Origin of the sequence: Serratia sp. FS14 (assembly GCF_000695995.1) — a bacterium.
GTDB classification, from domain to species: domain Bacteria; phylum Pseudomonadota; class Gammaproteobacteria; order Enterobacterales; family Enterobacteriaceae; genus Serratia; species Serratia nematodiphila.
The window spans coordinates 1,545,962-1,563,071 of record NZ_CP005927.1; the positions used below are offsets into that span (position 1 = coordinate 1,545,962).

Annotated in this window: 16 protein-coding genes; 10 read left to right on the forward strand and 6 right to left on the reverse strand. The window is 61.3% G+C overall.

The features are described from left to right. Window position 1: 1 nt before the first annotated feature. Complete coding sequence (locus L085_RS07110; RefSeq protein WP_021505070.1) at window positions 2-1,162, reverse strand: glutathionylspermidine synthase family protein; 1,161 nt, start codon at window positions 1,160-1,162, stop codon at window positions 2-4. A gap of 3 nt (window positions 1,163-1,165) precedes the next feature. Then, window positions 1,166-1,828 (reverse strand): DUF1190 family protein, encoded by a 663-nt coding sequence (locus tag L085_RS07115; RefSeq protein WP_004937226.1) that lies wholly within the window; start codon window positions 1,826-1,828, stop codon window positions 1,166-1,168. Between the two features lie 353 nt (window positions 1,829-2,181). Between L085_RS07115 and L085_RS07120 the strand changes: the two genes are divergently transcribed. The 4 genes from L085_RS07120 to dhaM are packed head-to-tail and all read left to right on the forward strand — an operon-like array spanning window position 2,182 to window position 6,488. Further along, on the forward strand, window positions 2,182-3,282 hold the full coding sequence (locus L085_RS07120; RefSeq protein ID WP_044030426.1) for a glycerol dehydrogenase: 1,101 nt from the start codon (window positions 2,182-2,184) through the stop codon (window positions 3,280-3,282). A 51-nt stretch (window positions 3,283-3,333) separates the two neighbouring features. Continuing rightward, complete coding sequence (gene dhaK, locus L085_RS07125; RefSeq protein WP_044030427.1) at window positions 3,334-4,404, forward strand: dihydroxyacetone kinase subunit DhaK; 1,071 nt, start codon at window positions 3,334-3,336, stop codon at window positions 4,402-4,404. Window positions 4,405-4,413: 9 nt separating this feature from the next. After that, on the forward strand, window positions 4,414-5,046 hold the full coding sequence (gene dhaL, locus L085_RS07130) for a dihydroxyacetone kinase subunit DhaL (protein WP_015379085.1): 633 nt from the start codon (window positions 4,414-4,416) through the stop codon (window positions 5,044-5,046). An 11-nt stretch (window positions 5,047-5,057) separates the two neighbouring features. Continuing rightward, window positions 5,058-6,488 (forward strand): dihydroxyacetone kinase phosphoryl donor subunit DhaM, encoded by a 1,431-nt coding sequence (gene dhaM / locus L085_RS07135; RefSeq protein ID WP_015379084.1) that lies wholly within the window; start codon window positions 5,058-5,060, stop codon window positions 6,486-6,488. On the opposite strand, the gene dhaR is transcribed toward dhaM, so the two are convergent. Then, the gene (dhaR, locus tag L085_RS07140; protein ID WP_044030429.1) at window positions 6,485-8,434 is read right to left on the reverse strand and encodes a dihydroxyacetone kinase operon transcriptional regulator DhaR; all 1,950 of its coding nucleotides are present in this window, start codon (window positions 8,432-8,434) and stop codon (window positions 6,485-6,487) included. The genes dhaM and dhaR overlap by 4 nt on opposite strands. A 149-nt stretch (window positions 8,435-8,583) precedes the next feature. Next, window positions 8,584-10,101, reverse strand: a complete 1,518-nt coding sequence (gene hasF, locus L085_RS07145) for a multidrug efflux transporter outer membrane subunit HasF (RefSeq protein WP_044030430.1) — start codon at window positions 10,099-10,101, stop codon at window positions 8,584-8,586. Window positions 10,102-10,448: 347 nt separating this feature from the next. Here hasF and nudF point away from each other — a divergent pair, with 347 nt between their 5' ends. The 6 genes from nudF to L085_RS07175 all read left to right on the forward strand — a co-directional run bounded on the left by nudF (window position 10,449) and on the right by L085_RS07175 (window position 15,866). Beyond that, on the forward strand, window positions 10,449-11,081 hold the full coding sequence (gene nudF / locus L085_RS07150) for an ADP-ribose diphosphatase (protein WP_004937242.1): 633 nt from the start codon (window positions 10,449-10,451) through the stop codon (window positions 11,079-11,081). Continuing rightward, window positions 11,081-11,506, forward strand: coding sequence for a DUF1249 family protein (locus tag L085_RS07155; protein ID WP_004937244.1), 426 nt, complete (start codon window positions 11,081-11,083; stop codon window positions 11,504-11,506). The genes nudF and L085_RS07155 overlap by 1 nt, the downstream gene beginning before the upstream one ends. A 27-nt stretch (window positions 11,507-11,533) precedes the next feature. After that, window positions 11,534-12,361, forward strand: coding sequence for a 3',5'-cyclic-AMP phosphodiesterase (gene cpdA / locus L085_RS07160; RefSeq protein ID WP_004937250.1), 828 nt, complete (start codon window positions 11,534-11,536; stop codon window positions 12,359-12,361). Next, window positions 12,361-12,945 carry an esterase YqiA gene (gene yqiA, locus L085_RS07165; RefSeq protein ID WP_015379081.1) on the forward strand — a complete coding sequence of 195 codons (585 nt, stop codon included), beginning with the start codon at window positions 12,361-12,363 and terminating at the stop codon, window positions 12,943-12,945. The genes cpdA and yqiA overlap by 1 nt, the downstream gene beginning before the upstream one ends. Window positions 12,946-12,991: 46 nt before the next feature. Beyond that, on the forward strand, window positions 12,992-14,887 hold the full coding sequence (gene parE / locus L085_RS07170; protein ID WP_004937254.1) for a DNA topoisomerase IV subunit B: 1,896 nt from the start codon (window positions 12,992-12,994) through the stop codon (window positions 14,885-14,887). An 82-nt stretch (window positions 14,888-14,969) separates the two neighbouring features. Continuing rightward, window positions 14,970-15,866 carry a LysR substrate-binding domain-containing protein gene (locus L085_RS07175; protein ID WP_015379080.1) on the forward strand — a complete coding sequence of 299 codons (897 nt, stop codon included), beginning with the start codon at window positions 14,970-14,972 and terminating at the stop codon, window positions 15,864-15,866. Between the two features lie 8 nt (window positions 15,867-15,874). Here L085_RS07175 and L085_RS07180 read toward each other — a convergent pair whose 3' ends face one another. After that, window positions 15,875-16,183 (reverse strand): putative quinol monooxygenase, encoded by a 309-nt coding sequence (locus L085_RS07180; protein ID WP_004937258.1) that lies wholly within the window; start codon window positions 16,181-16,183, stop codon window positions 15,875-15,877. Window positions 16,184-16,216: 33 nt separating this feature from the next. Continuing rightward, window positions 16,217-16,798: an NAD(P)H-dependent oxidoreductase gene (locus tag L085_RS07185; protein WP_004937260.1), complete on the reverse strand. Its 582-nt coding sequence runs from the start codon at window positions 16,796-16,798 to the stop codon at window positions 16,217-16,219. Between the last annotated feature and the right edge of the window lie 312 nt (window positions 16,799-17,110).

Genomic DNA, 17,110 nt, shown 5'->3' on the forward strand with positions numbered 1-17,110 from the left:
ATCAGCCGAGGATGGTGTGCGGATAGAAGCGCGACAGATCCTGCGTGATCAGTTCGCGATCTTCGCGCAGGCCGATGCCGCAGGGCTGATCGTTCACCAGCCAGCTGCCGATCAGCGTGTAGCTGTCTTCGAACTTCGGCAGCGGATGGAACTGTTGCACGATCATGCCTTCTTCACCGTACGGCCCATCGACGCGCGCCACTTCCTGACCGTTTTCGACGATCTGGATATTGGCGCCTTCGCGCGAGAACAGCGGTTTGGTGACGTAATGATCCATCGGCGGATGATCGTCTTGCGCGAAATAAGCCGGCAGCAGGTTAGGGTGGTTCGGGAACATTTCCCACAGCAGCGGCAGCAGCGCCTTGTTGGAGATGATGCTTTTCCAGGCCGGCTCCAGCCAGCGCACGCCGGCGTCTTCCAGCTTGGTGGAGAACATCTCGCGCAGCATGAATTCCCACGGATAGAGCTTGAACAGGTTGCCGATCACCTGATCCTGCAGATCGGTGAATTGACCTTTCTCGCCAAGGCCAATCTCTTCCATGAACAGGAACTCGGTCGGCAGACCGGCTTCCTGCGCGCAGTCCTGCAGATATTGCACCGTGCCGCGATCTTCTTCGCTGTCCTGGCAGCAGGCCAGGTGCAGCAGGCCGAAGCCGTGATGCGCTTTCAGCTCGGCGAAACGCTCGATCAGCTTCTCCTGCAGGCTGTTGTACTGATCCGATTGCGGATCCAGCTTGCCGGCATTGATCTGATCTTCCAGCCACAGCCACTGGAAGAAGGCCGCTTCATACAGCGAGGTCGGCGTATCGGCGTTGTTCTCCAGCAGCTTCGGCGGGTTGACTCCGTCGTAGGCCAGATCGAGACGCGAATACAGCGACGGCTGGTTGGTGCGCCAGGAGCTGCGCACGAACTCCCAGGTGTGTTTCGGGATGCAGAACTTGGCCATCAGCTCGTCGCTGCCGACCACTTTCTCCACCACCTGCAGGCACATCTGATGCAGCTCGGCGGTGGCGCTTTCGATCTCTTCAATCTGCGCCAGCGTGAACTGGTAATAGGCGTCTTCACACCAGTACGGCTCGCCGTACATGGTGTGGAAACGAAAACCGAACTCGGTCGCTTTTTCACGCCAGTCCGGGCGCTCAGTAATAGCAATACGTTTCATGCATCAACCGCCCATGCTGCGAGAGCCGGAGTTGGAGGTGGCGCTGCTGCGCTGCATGCTGGTCTGCTTGGCCACGGTCTCGCCGAAACCGCCGCGGGTAACGGTATTGGTGACCGCAGGCTTCGGCGCCATGGCGGTTTTCGGCACCGTCATGGTGCGGCCGCCGGCGGTGGCCGGGCCGTAGCTCTTGCCGCTGGCGTCGACAAACTTGCCGTTCGCCGGGCTGGCGGCATTCTTGGAGGTGAACAGCGGCTGCTGCGCGAAGCCGGAACCGCCCATCAGGCGGCCCATCATGTAGCCCGCCATCAGCGGCATCCAGAAGCTGCCGCTGCTTTGTGATTCCGCCGCCATGCCGGCCTGTGCCGGAGCCTGGGTACACTGCGCTTCGCCGAACTCGGCGACGCAGTCTTCGCGAGTGGCGTATTTCGGCGCGGTTTTCGCCGCTTCTTTCAGGGCATTGTTGTAGGCGGTGGTGCACTGCTCGCTCATCGAAGGATTGGCGCGCGAACAGTCATCGGCATTCTGATACAGGGAGACCGTTTCATCGCTCTTCTCGCAGCCGGCCAGCATAAAGACGGCGCTGATCGCCAAGGCCACGGGCGCGACACGGTAGCTGCGCCAGGATTTGCGGAACGTCTCTTGGTTGATGTTTTTTGTCCGTTTCATCGTTATCAATCCCATCATGCGGGCTGTTTTCGCCCTTTCCCAGTAGTGGCGCTAAGGATAGGGGAAACATGGTCAAAATTAAAGCTGAAACGCCCGCAGAATCCACTCTTTACGCAGTTATACGTTGGGGTGTGCGCCAGTTCGCTTTCGCGGCGAAAAAACGCGCGTTAGCGTTTCATCATGAAACGTTGTCGCTATGATGATGTTCCATAATGGAACAAAAATCGCGTGACTCGCCAGGCGGGCGACAGGCGCTCATAGTCGAAGCACAACAACAAGCCGGCGGCGAAGCCGGCGCGTCATCACCTGATATCTGAACGTTACCATCGCCAACTCCCTACAAGGATCCGGTTATGTTGAGAATCATCCAGTCACCAGGCAAATACATTCAGGGCGCCAATGCGCTGTCCGCCGTCGGCGAATACGCCAAATCCCTCGCCGACCATTATTTCGTGATCGCCGACGACTTTGTGATGCAGCTGGCGGGCGACACCCTGATGGGCAGCCTGCAGCAGCACGGCGTGAAACATCATGCGGCCCGCTTCAACGGCGAGTGCTGCCGTAAAGAGATAGACCGCCTTGGCCGCGAGCTGCAGACCCACGGCTGCCGCGGGGTGATCGGCGTCGGCGGCGGCAAGACGCTCGACACCGCCAAGGCCGTCGCCCACTACCAACGGCTGCCGGTGGTGCTCATTCCCACCATCGCCTCCACCGATGCGCCGACCAGCGCGCTGTCGGTTATCTACACCGAACAGGGCGAATTCGCTGAATACCTGATCTACCCGCGCAACCCGGACATGGTAGTGATGGACAGCGCCATCATCGCCAAAGCGCCGGTGCGCCTGCTGGTAGCCGGCATGGGCGACGCGCTCTCCACCTATTTCGAAGCCCAGGCCTGCTTCGACGCGCAGGCCACCAGCATGGCCGGCGGCAAATCGACGCTGGCGGCGCTCAGTCTGGCGCGGCTGTGCTACGACACGCTGCTGGCCGAAGGGGTGAAGGCCAAGCTGGCGGTCGAAGCCGGCGTGGTGACGGAAGCGGTGGAACGCATCATTGAGGCCAATACGTATCTGAGCGGCATCGGCTTCGAGAGCAGCGGGCTGGCGGCGGCGCACGCCATTCACAACGGTTTCACCGTGCTGGAGGAGTGTCACCACCTGTATCACGGCGAAAAAGTGGCGTTCGGCACTCTGGCGCAACTGGTGCTGCAGAACAGCCCGATGGCGCAGATTGAAACCGTGCTGGCGTTCTGTCATGACATCGGCCTGCCGATCACGCTGGCGCAGATGGGCATTACCGGCGACGTGGCGACGAAGACGATGGCGGTGGCCGAGGCCAGCTGCGCCGCCGGTGAAACCATTCACAACATGCCGTTCAAGGTCACCCCTGCCGGCGTGCAGGCGGCGATCCTGACGGCGGATAGGCTGGGCGCCGCCTGGTTGCAGCGTCATTGATACCGTTGGGGCACGGTGCGCCGCGCCCCTGTTCTTACAGAGGAAACCATCGTGAAAAAACTGATTAATCAGATCGAGTCGGTGTTGGAAGAGCAGTTGCAGGGGCTGGCGGAGGCTCATCCCGAGCTGCTGGTGCACGCGGATCCGGTGTTCGTGACCCGCGCCGACGCGCCGGTGGCGGGCAAAGTGGCGATCCTGTCCGGCGGCGGCAGCGGCCATGAGCCGATGCACTGCGGCTTCGTCGGTGAAGGGATGCTCGACGGCGCCTGTCCGGGCGAGATTTTCACCTCGCCGACGCCGGATAAAATGTACGAGTGCGGTCAAGCGATCGACGGCGGCGCCGGGGTGCTGCTGCTGATCAAGAACTACACCGGCGACGTGCTCAACTTCGAAACCGCCACCGAGCTGCTGCACGACAGCGGCGTCGCGGTGGCGACGGTGCTGGTGGATGACGACGTGGCGGTCAAAGACAGCCTGTTTACCGCCGGGCGGCGCGGGGTGGCCAACACCGTGCTGATGGAGAAACTGTTGGGCGCCGCCGCGGCGCGCGGCGACGATCTGGACAGCGTGGTGACGCTGGGGCATCGCATCAACAACCACGGGCATTCGATCGGCATCGCGCTGGGCGCCTGTACCGTACCGGCCGCCGGCAAGCCGTCGTTCACCCTGGCGGAGAACGAAATGGAGTTCGGCGTCGGCATTCACGGCGAGCCAGGCATTGCGCGCCGCCCGTTCACCACGCTCAACGCAGCGGTGGACGACATGTTCCATACGTTGATCGACCACGGCCACTATCAGCGCGCGATCCGCGTCTGGGATCGTCAGCAGGGCGAGTGGCGCGACGAGATGCAGACCAAGCAGCCGTTGACGCGCGGCGATCGGGTGATCGCGCTGGTCAACAATCTGGGCGCCACGCCATTGTCTGAGTTGTATGGCGTGTACCATCGGCTGGCGGAGCGCTGCGCCGAGGCGGGCATCATCATTGAACGCAACCTGGTGGGTTCTTATTGCACCTCGCTGGATATGCAGGGGGTATCCATCACGTTGTTGAACGTGGACGACGAGCTGTTGTCCTTGTGGGATGCGCCGGTGAAAACGCCTGCGCTGCGTTGGGGTTGCTGAGGAGGAATCATGGCGTTGACCAAACAACAGGTTGTCGATTGGCTGATGCGTTGCGGCGAGGTGTTCAGCCGGGAACGCGATTTTCTGACCCAGTTGGACACCGAGATCGGTGATGCCGACCACGGTTTGAACATGAATCGCGGTTTCAATAAGGTGGTGGAAAAACTGCCGTCGGTGGCGGACAAAGACATCGGTTTTATCCTGAAAAACACCGGCATGACGCTGCTGTCGAGCGTGGGGGGCGCCAGCGGTCCGCTGTTCGGCACCTTCTTCATCCGCGCGGCGCAGGCGGCGAACGCCAAGCAAAGCCTGGATCTGACGGAGCTGCATCAGGTGATGCAGGAAGGGGTTGAAGGCGTGGTGATGCGCGGCAAAGCGGAGCCGGGCGACAAAACCATGTGCGACGTCTGGTGGCCGGTGGTGGAAAGCCTCGGCCAGTCCGCGCAGCAGAACCTGAGCGTGGCGGAGGCGCTGCAGCGCGCCGCCGACAGCGCCGAGCGGGCGGTGGAGAGCACCATCACCATGCAGGCGCGCAAGGGGCGGGCCAGTTACCTGGGCGAGCGCAGCATCGGCCACCAGGATCCCGGCGCCACTTCGGTGATGTTGATGATGAAAACGCTGGCCGAGGTCGCCGGCAGTTAGCAGGAGGCGAGATGATTAATATCGTGGTGGTTTCGCACAGCGCGTTGCTGGCGCGCGGCGTTGAGCAGTTGGCGCGGCAGATGATGCGCGGCGACGGCTGCAAACTGGCGCTGGCGGCGGGCGTGGATGACGAGCAGCACCCGATCGGCACCGACGCGGTCAAAGTGATGGAGGCGATCGAAGCGGTCGCCGACGGCGATGGCGTTCTGGTGCTGATGGATCTGGGCAGCGCGCTGCTCAGTGCCGAAACCGCGCTCGATCTGCTGGACCCGGATCTGGCCGCCAAAGTGCGGCTGTGTGCGGCGCCGCTGGTTGAAGGCACGCTGGCGGCGGTGGTTGCCGCCAACTCCGGCGCCTCACTGGAGCAGGTGGTAGCGGAGGCGCAGGGGGCGCTGCAGGGCAAACAGGCACAGCTGGGCGAGGCTTCACCTACGGCGAAAACCGTGGCCTTGCCGCTGGCGCAGGGCAAAAGCGCAACCTGGACGGTGCAGAACCCGCACGGGTTGCATGCGCGCCCGGCGGCGCGGCTGGTCGAGACGCTGGCGCCGTTCAAGGCCGAGCTGGTGCTGGAAAAGCAGGGGCAGTGCGTCGATCCGCGCAGCCTCAATCAGCTGGCGCTGCTGCAGGTGCGTCACGGCGACACCATCCGTTTGATCGCCGACGGCGCGCAGGCGGACGAGGCGCTGGCGGCGTTCAAAGCGTTGGCGGAGCAGCATTTTGGCGAGACGGTCTCCGAGCGGCAGCAGCCTTCGCTGCACGGTATTCCGGTGGCGGAAAGCGTCACCAGCGGGCCGGTGTTCCAGGCTTACAGCTTCTGGCCACCCACGTCCGAGCGGCGCATCGGCGCGGACGAGGTATTGGGCGAACAGCAACGCCTGCGGGAGGCGCTACAGCATACGCTGAGCGATCTGAACCGGCTGGCGGAACGCACCGGCACGCTGATCGGCAAGCCGCAGGCGGCGATCTTCGGCGCCCACAGCATGCTGCTGGACGATCCGGATCTGCAGCAGGCGGCTTACACCCGCATCGCGCAACAGCTGTGCAGCGCCGAGCAGGCCTGGCGACAGGTGCTGGAGGCGATCGCCGAAGAGTACCGCGAGCTGGATGACGACTACATGCGGGCGCGCGAACTGGACGTGCGCGACATGCTGCGCCGCACGCTGTGCCATCTGCAGGGGCTGCCGCTGCCGGTTATTGCGCTGACAGAACCGTCAATATTGGTGATGGACGAACTGATGCCTTCGGAGGTGGTGATGCTCGACAGGCGGCTGGTGCTCGGCATCTGTCTGAGTGGCGGCAATGCCCTGTCGCACAGCGCCATTTTGGCGAAGGCGATGGGCATTCCGATGGTGGTCGGCATGCAGGATTGCCTGAGCAAAACCCGCAGCGGGCAGAAGGCGATGCTGGATGCCGCGCGCGGGGTGTTGCAGCTCAGCCACTAGGCGCGCAGCTTGAACTGGCGGATGTCGATCCCGTGCTGTTTGATCTTCCGCCACAGCGTGGTGCGGCCTATGCCCAGCAGCTGCGCCATTTCCGTCAGCTGGCCGCGGCTGACGGTCGCCGCGCGCAGGATCGCCTGGCGCTCCATGTCCGTCAGCGTCAACAGCGGCGCGCCAGGCTGCGGATCGCTTTCCAGCAGCGACGGCTGGCCGAGCAGGTGCGCCGGCAGATCCGCCAGCTGGATGTGGTGACCGTGGCAGATCATCGCCGCGCGCTCCACCACCCCTTTCAGTTCCAAATCGTTGCCCGGCCACAGGTAGAGCGCCAGCTGGGCCATCACTTCGTCATCCACCCGAAAGCGACACTGAAAATGCTGCTCCAGCGTGCGCAGATGGTGTTTGACCAGCAGCGGGATGTCGCTCAGCCGCTGACGCAGCGGCGGGATCTGGATCTCGAACGCCTGCAGGCTGTAAAACAGCTGGCGGCGGAAGCGGTTTTGCTGCACCAGCAGCGGCAGATCGGCGGCGCTGCCGGCGATCACCCGCACATCGACCGGGATCACCCGGCTGGAATTGAGGCGGATCACCACGCCGGTTTTCAGCACCTGCAGCAACGCCGACTGCATCTCCGCCGGCAGGTATTCGATCTGTTCGAGGTACAGCGTACCGCCGTTGGCCAATTCGAATTTGCTGAGCTGGCCCGCCTCTTCTTCGCTGGCGTCGCTGCCCAGCAGCTCACGCAGCCCCTGCGCCTGCGGCAGCAGTTGGCAGTTGAGGGCGATATACGGCCCGGCGGCGCGTTCGCCGGCGTTGTGGATGGCCTGGCTGAGTAGCTCTTTGCCGACGCCTTCCTCACCGCGCAGCAGGATCGGATGCTGGCCTTTGGCCGCCTGCTGGCCGTAACGGATCAGCCGCCGCATCTCCAGCGAGGCGGAGGGCATCTGCTCGAAGCTGTGGCTGACGCGCCCCAGCTGGCTGCTGACATACTGACGCAGCCGTTCGAGCGGGTGAAGCAGGGCGATGAAACTGCAGCGATCGCCGTCGAAAATCGGCTTGAGCGTCAGCAAGGCGGCGATAAATTGCCGCTGGCTTTCGAAGGTGACTTCGACGTGTTGCAGCGGTTGCCGATCGGCGATGGCGCGCTTGAGCAGAGCGGGCAGCGTCAGCAACTGCGCCAGCGGTTTGCCCTGGCTCTGCTGCTCGTCCAGTTTTAGCAGGCCGGCGGCGCGTTGGTTGATGTATTGCAGGTAGCCGCGATGATCCCAGGCCATAACGCCGTCGTCCACGCCGTCCAGCAGGCCGTAAAGCTGGTTCAGATGGCGGTTGGATTCCGCCAGCAGGCCGTCGGCGTTCAGCGAATTGCCTATTTCGCGGGCGATGGCCAGCGTCAGCGACAGATCGCCGGCGGCGCAGTCGGCCAGCAGGCAGCCCAGCGCGATCGAGCCGCGCTGGCGGCCGCTGTTGTCGTAGACCGGCGTCGCGCAGAAAGACCAACCGTGCAGCGCCCGGCGCACGTGCTCTTCACCACTCACTCGTACCGGGTGGCCTTCCGCCGCCGCCAGCGCTGGGGCATTGGTGCCGATCTGCCCCTCGGCCCAGTAGGCGCCGGGGGCGAATCCCAGTTGCTGCAGAGGCTCCCAGGTTTGGGCGTCGCCGCAGCGCCACAGCATGCAGCCGCTCTCGTCGAGGATCATCAACAGACAGCGACGCGGCTCCATGTATTCGCAGGCGTCTTCCAGCGCCGCCTGGCCGAGCGTCAGCAGATCGTTCTTGCGGCGGCAAATCGATTCGAAGGTCGCGCCCTGCGCGCGGTGCGGCGCTTGCCAGACATCAGGCTGCATCAGGCTGCGGCAACGCAGCCAGGAGGCATACACCGCCGGCGTTGGGCGCAGCGGCGGCGGCAGTTCGCCGTCGTTAATCAGTTGCTGCCAACGTGAATCGTTGTCCATCGAACCTCATCCAACTGCGAAAACGAGAGTGACGATGATATCACCTGGCGCAGCGGCGGCTGTGAGGCGGCGGGCAGAAGTGGCGAAATCGAGGCAAAAAAAACGGGGCGCGGCGCAGGCCGAACCCCGTGTTTATCCGCGTGCGCGCATCAGTTGCGGAATGGGTTGCCGCTGTGGCGAGCCGGTTGGCTGGTGGTAACGGCCGGCGCGGATGCGCGAGTGGCCGCCGGTACCGGCGCCGCGGTCTGTTGCATCGGCGCATTGTCCTGATAACCGTCCGCATAGGCGTCCTGCGCGCGGTTTTGCGGTGCGACGGCGTCAGGCGCGGTCGATACCGGCTTGCCCAACGCGCCGTTCAACAGCAGCAGATCGTTCTGGTTCAGCGTGCCGAGCGCCGACTTGATGTTCAGCTGGTTGATCAGATAGGTATAACGCGCGTTGGACAGCTGACGTTTGGCGTTATACAGCGTGGTGGTGGCGTCCAGCACGTCGACGATGGTGCGGGTACCGACCTGATAACCGGCTTCCATCGCGTCCAGGGAGCTTTGCGCGGAGATCACCGCCTGTTTGTAGGCGTTGATGCTGCTGATTGAAGCGTTAACGTTGTTGAACGACGAACGAACGGTCTGCACCACGCTGCGGTGTGAGCTTTCCAACTGCTCGCTGGCGCCGACGAAGCCGTACTGCGCTTGTTTAACCTGCGAATTGGTCGCGCCGCCGCTGTACAGCGGCAGGTTGAAGCTGATGCCGACCTTATTTTGGCCCGCATCGGAGTCGCTGTAGCGTGCGGCATTCGCGCCACCGGTATTGGAGCCGTTGTATTTGGTATTGCTGATGCCGGTTGACGCGCTGACGTCAATCGTCGGCATATAGCCGGTTTGGGCTGCGCGGATTTGCTCGCGCGCCAGATCCTGGCTCAGACGGGCGGACAGCAGGCTCAGGTTGCGCGCTTCCGCTTCTTTCAGCAGGTTGTTCACCGCTTCCGGGCGCTGGGTGCTGAAGCGATCGGTGTTCAGCGAGGCCAGTTCGGGGTAGAAGGTGCCGGTGACCTGACGCAGAGTTTCCAGCGCGTTGTCCAGATCGTTGCGGGCGGAGACTTCCGCCGCCAGCACGGTGTCGTAGTTCGAGCGGGCGTTCTGCACGTCGGTGATCGCCACCAGGCCCACGTTGAAGCGCTGGGTGGTTTGATCCAGCGTGCGATACACCGCGTCTTTCTGCGCCTGAGTATAGGACAGCGTATCGATCGCTTTCAGCACGTTGAAGTAAGCGGTCGCCGTGTTGAGAATAAGCTGCTGTTCCGCTGTCTGGAAGGTAACGTCGGAGATGCCGGCGGTCTTTTCCTGCAGCGTCAGCTGGCGCCATTTCGACATGTCGAAAATAGTTTGCGTCAGCGCCAACGAACCGCTGGTCACGTTGCTGTTAACGCCATTGCTGTCACGATAACCGTTGGTGTAATCGTAACCTGCGGTCAAACCGAGCTGCGGCAGCAACGGGCTGCGCGCTTCATTGATCTTTTCGAATGCGGCGTCGCGGTCAGCTGCACTTTTGCGCAGATCCGGGTTACTTTCCCTGGCCTGTTTGTAGACCTGCAGCAGGTTCTCTGCCTGGCTCATTGCACTGAAGCCGCCCAGGCTCAGTCCGATAAGAAGGGGGAGCAGTTTCTTCATTTGCATTCCTTGTTGTGCAGCAATATTGCTATGTTAGCGCTGACGATAGACGAAATAGTTGCCGATTCTAGCAGAGTCTGAGGTACGCATCAGGTGGCTGAATGTGCCATCTCACGTAACTTTTACCTTTCAGACCACCCATTTACCTTGGCGTACTGCCCGGGCCGACTGCAGCTGATATTATGGCTGACAATCCGGATTGTTTCCCGCTATTACCTGCGAGCGCACAAACGTGCCGCATCCGGCGGCGAAAAACAGCCTAACATAAAGCCGCGGCGGAGAGTCCCGCTGTTTCTGTCATCAAAACCGTTTATTTTATCGGCATACTCAAGCAGGAGAATTCGCGCATGAACCGTTCGCAGCCATCGCCCGTTACTTTCGATAAAAAAGATGTAGAAATTATTGCACGCGAGACGCTGTACCGTGGTTTTTTTTCACTCAATTTATACCGGTTTCGCCATCGGTTGTTCAATGGCGAAATGAGCCCTGAAATCACGCGTGAAATTTTCGAACGCGGCCATGCGGCGGTGCTGCTGCCCTACGATCCGGTGCGCGACGAGGTTGTGCTGATTGAACAACTGCGCATCGCTGCGGTCGATACCAGTAATTCGCCCTGGCTGCTGGAAATGGTGGCGGGTATGATCGAAACCGGTGAAAGCGTCGAGGACGTGTGCCGCCGCGAAGCGCAGGAGGAGGCCGGCGTGGTGGTCGGGCGCTGCAAACCGGTGCTGAGCTATCTGGCCAGCCCCGGCGGCACCAGCGAACGTTTGTCGATCATGGTCGGCGAAGTGGACGCCGGCACCGCCGAGGGCATCCACGGCCTGGCGGAAGAACATGAAGATATCCGCGTTCATGTGGTCAGCCGCGAACAGGCTTACCGCTGGGTTGAGGAAGGCGCGATCGATAACGCCGCATCAGTGATTGCATTGCAATGGCTGGCGTTGCACCATGAATCGTTGAGAAAAGAGTGGGCCAACTAATGAAACAGCGCTATACCCCTGATTTCCCCGAAATGATGAGATTGTGCGAAACCAACTTCGCGCAATTGCGCCGCTTGCTGCCGCGCAACGACGAAGCGGGCGAAACGGTGACTTATCAGGTGAACGGCGCCGGCTATCGTTTGACCATCGTTGAGTCCACGCGTTACACGTCGCTGGTGGAGATCGAGCAGATCTTTCCGGCGGTCAGCTACTGGAGCCTGCCCGCGATGACGGTGCGGTTGTACCATGACGCCATGGTTGCGGAAGTGTGTTCCAGTCAGCAGATCTACCGCTTTAAAGCGCGTTATGATTATCCTAATAAAAAGTTGCATCAACGCGACGAAAAGCATCAAATTAACCAGTTTCTTGCTGATTGGCTGCGCTACTGTTTGGCGCATGGAGCGATGGCGGTTCCGGTTTGTTAGACAGACTGAAATAACAAAGGACACCATTTGGAAAGCCTGTTTAAACTGCCCGTGGCGAGTGGGGCCGCGGTCAGGATTCTACAAATAACAGATACCCACCTTTTTGCCGGCGAACACGAGACGTTGCTCGGCATCAATACCTATCGCAGCTATCACGCGGTGCTGGACGCCATCCAGGCGCAGCGCCGCGACGTCGATTTGATCGTCGCCACGGGAGATTTGGCGCAGGATCATTCGCAAGAGGCGTACCGCCACTTCGCCGCCGGCATCGCGCAACTGCCTGCCCCCTGCGTGTGGCTGCCGGGCAACCACGATTTTCAACCGGCGATGGTCGACGCATTGGCCGCCGCAGGCATCGCGCCTTCCAAACAGGTGCTGCTGGGCGATAACTGGCAAGTGCTGATGCTGGACAGCCAGGTGTTCGGCGTGCCGCACGGCGAGTTGAGCGAATACCAGCTGGAGTGGATGGAGCGCTGCCTGCAGGCTCACCCCGAGCGCTATACGCTGTTGCTGCTGCACCATCATCCGCTACCGTCCGGTTGCACCTGGCTCGATCAGCACAGCCTGCGCAACCCGCATATGCTGGGCGCGATCCTGCTGCGTTATCCGAAAGTGAATACCGTGGTGTGCGGGCACATTCACCAGGATCTGGATCTGGAATGGCAGGGGCGGCGCCTGTTGGCGACGCCGTCTACCTGCGTGCAATTCAAGCCGCACTGCACGAACTTCACCATTGACGACGTTTCCCCCGGCTGGCGCTACCTCGATCTGCTGCCGGACGGTCGCGTCGAGACGCAGGTGTTCCGCCTGGAAAACGACGACTTCCGCCCCGATATGGACTCGGATGGATACTGATGCCTTCGACACTGCTCTACCTGCACGGTTTCAACAGCTCGCCGCAGTCGGCCAAGGCGGTGGCCTTCAAGGCCTGGCTGGCCGAACACCATCCCGATATCGAGATGTTGGTGCCGCAGCTGCCGGCCTTTCCGGCGGAGGCCGCCGAGATGCTGGAAAATCTGGTGCTGGAACGCGCCGGGCAAACGCTCGGGCTGGTCGGCTCGTCGCTGGGCGGCTATTACGCCACCTGGCTGTCGCAGTGTTTTTCCCTGCCGGCGGTGGTGGTCAACCCGGCGGTCAAGCCGTTTGAGCTGCTGGTCGACTACCTCGGCGCCAACGAGAACCCCTACACCGGCCAGCAATATGTGTTAGAGTCTCGGCACGTTTACGATCTGAAAGTGATGCAGATCGATCCTTTGGAGTCGCCGGATTTAATCTGGCTGCTGCAGCAAACGGGCGATGAAATTCTCGATTACGGCCAGGCAGTGGCGTATTACACCGCGTGTCGGCAAACGGTGGAGTCGGGTGGAAACCACGCCTTCGTCGGTTTCGAGCACTACTTCCCCCAGATTGTGGATTTTTTAGGGCTAAACGCGGTCTGACGGGCCGTTCCGGCACCTCCCTTTAACCACGAAAAAATAATCAACGATGACTCAATCCAGCTATAACGCTGATGCCATTGAAGTACTCAGCGGTCTAGAACCAGTGCGCCGTCGTCCCGGCATGTATACCGACACGACGCGCCCAAACCACCTCGGCCAAGAGGTGATCGATAACAGCGTCGACGAAGCGTTGGCCGGCCACGCCAAGCGCATCGACGTGATCCTGCACGCCGATCAGTCGCTGGAAGTGATCGACGACGGCCGCGGCATGCCGGTGGACATCCACCCGGAAGAGGGCGTGCCGGCGGTTGAGTTGATCCTGTGTCGGCTGCACGCCGGCGGTAAATTCTCGAATAAAAACTACCAGTTCTCCGGCGGCCTGCACGGCGTGGGCATCTCGGTGGTCAACGCCCTGTCGAAGCGGGTGGAAGTCAACGTGCGCCGCGACGGCAACGTTTACAGCATCGCCTTCGAAAACGGCGACAAAGTGCAAGATCTGACGGTGACCGGCACCTGCGGCAAACGCAACACTGGCACCAGCGTGCACTTCTGGCCCGACGAACAGTTCTTCGACAGCCCGCGTTTCTCGGTATCGCGCCTGACTCACCTGCTGAAAGCCAAAGCGGTGCTGTGCCCCGGCGTCGAGATCTATTTCATCGATAAGGTGAACAACACCGAGCAGCGCTGGTGTTACCAGGACGGCCTGACCGACTACCTGATGGAAGCGGTTAACGGCCTGATCACCCTGCCGGAAGCGCCGTTCGTCGGCAACTTCGCCGGTGACACCGAAGCGGTGGACTGGGCGCTGCTGTGGCTGCCGGAAGGCGGCGAGCTGCTGACCGAAAGCTACGTCAACCTGATCCCGACCATGCAGGGCGGCACCCACGTCAACGGCCTGCGTCAGGGGTTGCTGGACGCGATGCGCGAGTTCTGCGAATTCCGCAATATTCTGCCGCGCGGCGTGAAGCTGTCGGCGGAGGATATCTGGGATCGCTGCGCCTACGTGCTGTCGGTGAAGATGCAGGATCCGCAGTTCGCCGGGCAGACCAAAGAGCGTCTCTCCTCGCGTCAGTGCGCGGCCTTCGTTTCCGGCGTGGTGAAAGACGCTTTCAGCCTGTGGCTGAACCAGAACGTTCAGGCGGCGGAACAGCTGGCCGAGCTGGCGATCTCCAGCGCCCAACGCCGTCTGCGCGCCGCCAAGAAAGTGGTGCGCAAGAAGCTGACCAGCGGGCCGGCGCTGCCGGGCAAGCTGGCGGACTGCACCTCGCAGGATCTGGCCATGACCGAACTGTTCCTGGTGGAAGGGGATTCGGCGGGCGGATCGGCCAAGCAGGCGCGCGATCGTGAATATCAGGCGATCATGCCGCTGAAGGGCAAGATCCTGAATACCTGGGAAGTGTCCTCGGACGAAGTGCTGGCCTCGCAGGAAGTGCACGACATTTCCGTGGCGATCGGCATCGATCCGGACAGCGAAGATCTCAGCCAATTGCGCTACGGCAAAATCTGCATCCTGGCGGATGCGGACTCCGACGGCCTGCACATTGCTACGCTGCTGTGCGCGCTGTTCGTGCGCCACTTCCGTTCGCTGGTGAAAGGCGGGCACGTTTATGTGGCCATGCCGCCGCTGTACCGCATCGATCTCGGTAAAGAGGTGTTCTACGCGCTGGATGAAGAAGAGAAAGCCGGCGTGCTGGAACAGCTGAAGCGCAAGAAGGGCAAGCCGAATGTGCAGCGCTTTAAAGGGCTGGGCGAGATGAACCCGCTGCAGCTGCGCGAAACCACCCTCGATCCGAACACCCGCCGTCTGGTGCAACTGACGGTGGCGGAAGATGACGTCGATCAGACGCTGGCGGTGATGGACATGCTGTTGGCCAAGAAGCGTTCGGAAGATCGCCGCAACTGGCTGCAAGACAAGGGCGACATGGCCGAATTGGCGGTCTGAGCCTGACCCTGGCCCGGCGAAACGCCGGGCCGGCTTTCCCGCAGGGCGTTCATGCGGCGCCCGATAACCTGGGCCGGAATGCATGAAGATCACGCTCGAAGAATTGCTGGCGTTCACCTCGGTGGTCGACAGCGGTTCTATCACCGCCGCCGCCGATCGGCTCGGCCAGACAACATCCGGCATCAGCCGCGCGCTCAGCCGCCTGGAGAATAAGCTCGATACCACCCTGATGCGCCGCACGACGCGTCGTTTGGAGCTGACCGAAGAGGGGCTGAGCTTCCTGAACCATGCGCGTACGATCATCAGCTCGGTGGAAAATGCCGAAGAGCAAATGGCGGTGCGCCGGCAAATGCCCGCCGGGCGGCTGCGGATCAATGCGGCCGCACCTTTTATGGAGCACGTCATCGTGCCGCTGGTGGCGGGATTCAGAGAACGTTATCCGCAAATTTCGCTCGAGCTGAACACCGACAACCTGATTATCGATCTACTGGAAAAACGCACGGATATTGCCATTCGCATCGGGGCGTTGCGTGATTCGACCATTCATGCGCGCGCGCTGGGAGCCAGCCGGCTGCGCATCCTCGCCAGCCCGGCTTATCTGCAGCAGCACGGCACGCCGCAGAGCGTGGAGGAGTTGCATCGGCATTGTCTGCTCGGTTTTACCCAGCCGGAGTCGCTGAACCAGTGGCCGTTGCGCTATCGCCAGGCGCCGCATTTCGCCATCACGCCGACGATCTCTGCGTCCAGCGGTGAAACGCTGCGGCAATTGGCGCTGCAGGGCGAGGGGATCGTACAGCTGGCAGACTTTATGACCCGTCGCGATCGGGAAGCCGGCAAGTTGGTGACGTTGCTGGAGCAGGAGACGCTGGACGTGCGCCAGCCGATCAACGCGGTGTATTACCGCAATACGCAATTGGCGGCGCGCATCACCTGTTTTCTTGACTACGTCAGCGCGCACATCGACGCGCAGACGTTATAAGGCGGAGCTTACAGGGCGTTTTCCAGGATGTAGATCTCGGTGTCCAGCACGCTGTCCTTGATGGTCTCGCGGTGTTTGAGCATGTGCTCAATGGCCAGGTGTTTTTCCAGATGCGCCATGCTTTCCCATTTCTCCAGCATGAACACCGAATCCGGCGACCGTTTCTGCCAGGGGGCCTGGGTATTGCTGTCGACCATCGGCGTATATTCGCCGCAGCCGTCTTCCGCCAGCACCAGCGGCACCAGTTTTTCAATGGCTTGCAGTACGGTGGCGCGGTGGCCGGGTTTCACTTTGATTTCTGCGATTACGGTGATCATGTCTGCCTCGTTGATGAGAATGTTCTGCGTCAGTTAAGCAAAAATTTTCGCCAAATGCTCGCGATAACGTGCGATGTCCGCTTCGATATCCGGTTGTTTTATCACGTTATTGCAGATAAAGGTCGGCAGCGCTTCCATTCCCAGGAACTGGTTGGCCTTGTGGAAGTGCAGGTAAACGCCGTCGACGCCGACGCCGTGGAAGAACTGATCGGGATCGGTGAAGGCCTCCATCGGGGCGTTCCAGGTCAGGCTCAGCAGGTATTTTTTGCCCTGGATCAGGCCGCCGGAGCCATATTTTTTGCTTTCGTCAGAACGAGAGCGCCCGTCGTTGGCATACAGGCTGCCGTGACCGGCGGTGAACACTTCATCGATGTATTTTTTCAGGATCCAAGGTTCGCCCATCCACCAGCCCGGCATCTGATAGATGATCGCGTCGGCCCACAGGTATTTCTGTACTTCGGCTTCGATGTCATAGCCGTCGTCGACCACGGTGACCTGCACATCGTGCTGCAGATCGCGCAGGAAGCTTTCCGCCACGTCGCTCAGGGTTTGGTTGAGTTCGCCGTTGGAATGGCCGAATTGTTTTTTAGCGTTGATAATCAGGATATTGCTCATCTTTCGCGGCTCCCGTCAGTGTTAAGATATGGCATGCTTCCCGCGGAAAAGGCGGAAACCATCTCGCTGGTGACGAGTGTAATCGTGAGTCAGGCAAGTAAAAATGCGATCCAGCGCACAACAGTGTTGACTGTCAGTCAATAAAGAGGCCGCCAGGTAGCTAAATTTTGCATAAACCGCATCGCGCAATCGGCCGTCGTCGGCGATCCTTGCGCCAACTGTGACAGCTACCCCGCAGATGGGTTACTATCGCGGGCAGAATCGACAAGCGATGCCTTTTGTCGTCCAAGGGATTGCCAAGCCACGGTCTGA

Coding starts and splice junctions, on each gene's coding strand:
- L085_RS07110 (WP_021505070.1), bottom strand. CDS start 1,162: ATGAAACGTATTGCTATTACTGAGCGCCCGGACTGGCGTGAAAAAGCG.
- L085_RS07115 (WP_004937226.1), bottom strand. CDS start 1,828: ATGAAACGGACAAAAAACATCAACCAAGAGACGTTCCGCAAATCCTGG.
- L085_RS07120 (WP_044030426.1), top strand. CDS start 2,182: ATGTTGAGAATCATCCAGTCACCAGGCAAATACATTCAGGGCGCCAAT.
- dhaL (WP_015379085.1), top strand. CDS start 4,414: ATGGCGTTGACCAAACAACAGGTTGTCGATTGGCTGATGCGTTGCGGC.
- dhaM (WP_015379084.1), top strand. CDS start 5,058: ATGATTAATATCGTGGTGGTTTCGCACAGCGCGTTGCTGGCGCGCGGC.
- dhaR (WP_044030429.1), bottom strand. CDS start 8,434: ATGGACAACGATTCACGTTGGCAGCAACTGATTAACGACGGCGAACTG.
- hasF (WP_044030430.1), bottom strand. CDS start 10,101: ATGAAGAAACTGCTCCCCCTTCTTATCGGACTGAGCCTGGGCGGCTTC.
- nudF (WP_004937242.1), top strand. CDS start 10,449: ATGAACCGTTCGCAGCCATCGCCCGTTACTTTCGATAAAAAAGATGTA.
- L085_RS07155 (WP_004937244.1), top strand. CDS start 11,081: ATGAAACAGCGCTATACCCCTGATTTCCCCGAAATGATGAGATTGTGC.
- yqiA (WP_015379081.1), top strand. CDS start 12,361: ATGCCTTCGACACTGCTCTACCTGCACGGTTTCAACAGCTCGCCGCAG.
- parE (WP_004937254.1), top strand. CDS start 12,992: ATGACTCAATCCAGCTATAACGCTGATGCCATTGAAGTACTCAGCGGT.
- L085_RS07175 (WP_015379080.1), top strand. CDS start 14,970: ATGAAGATCACGCTCGAAGAATTGCTGGCGTTCACCTCGGTGGTCGAC.
- L085_RS07180 (WP_004937258.1), bottom strand. CDS start 16,183: ATGATCACCGTAATCGCAGAAATCAAAGTGAAACCCGGCCACCGCGCC.
- L085_RS07185 (WP_004937260.1), bottom strand. CDS start 16,798: ATGAGCAATATCCTGATTATCAACGCTAAAAAACAATTCGGCCATTCC.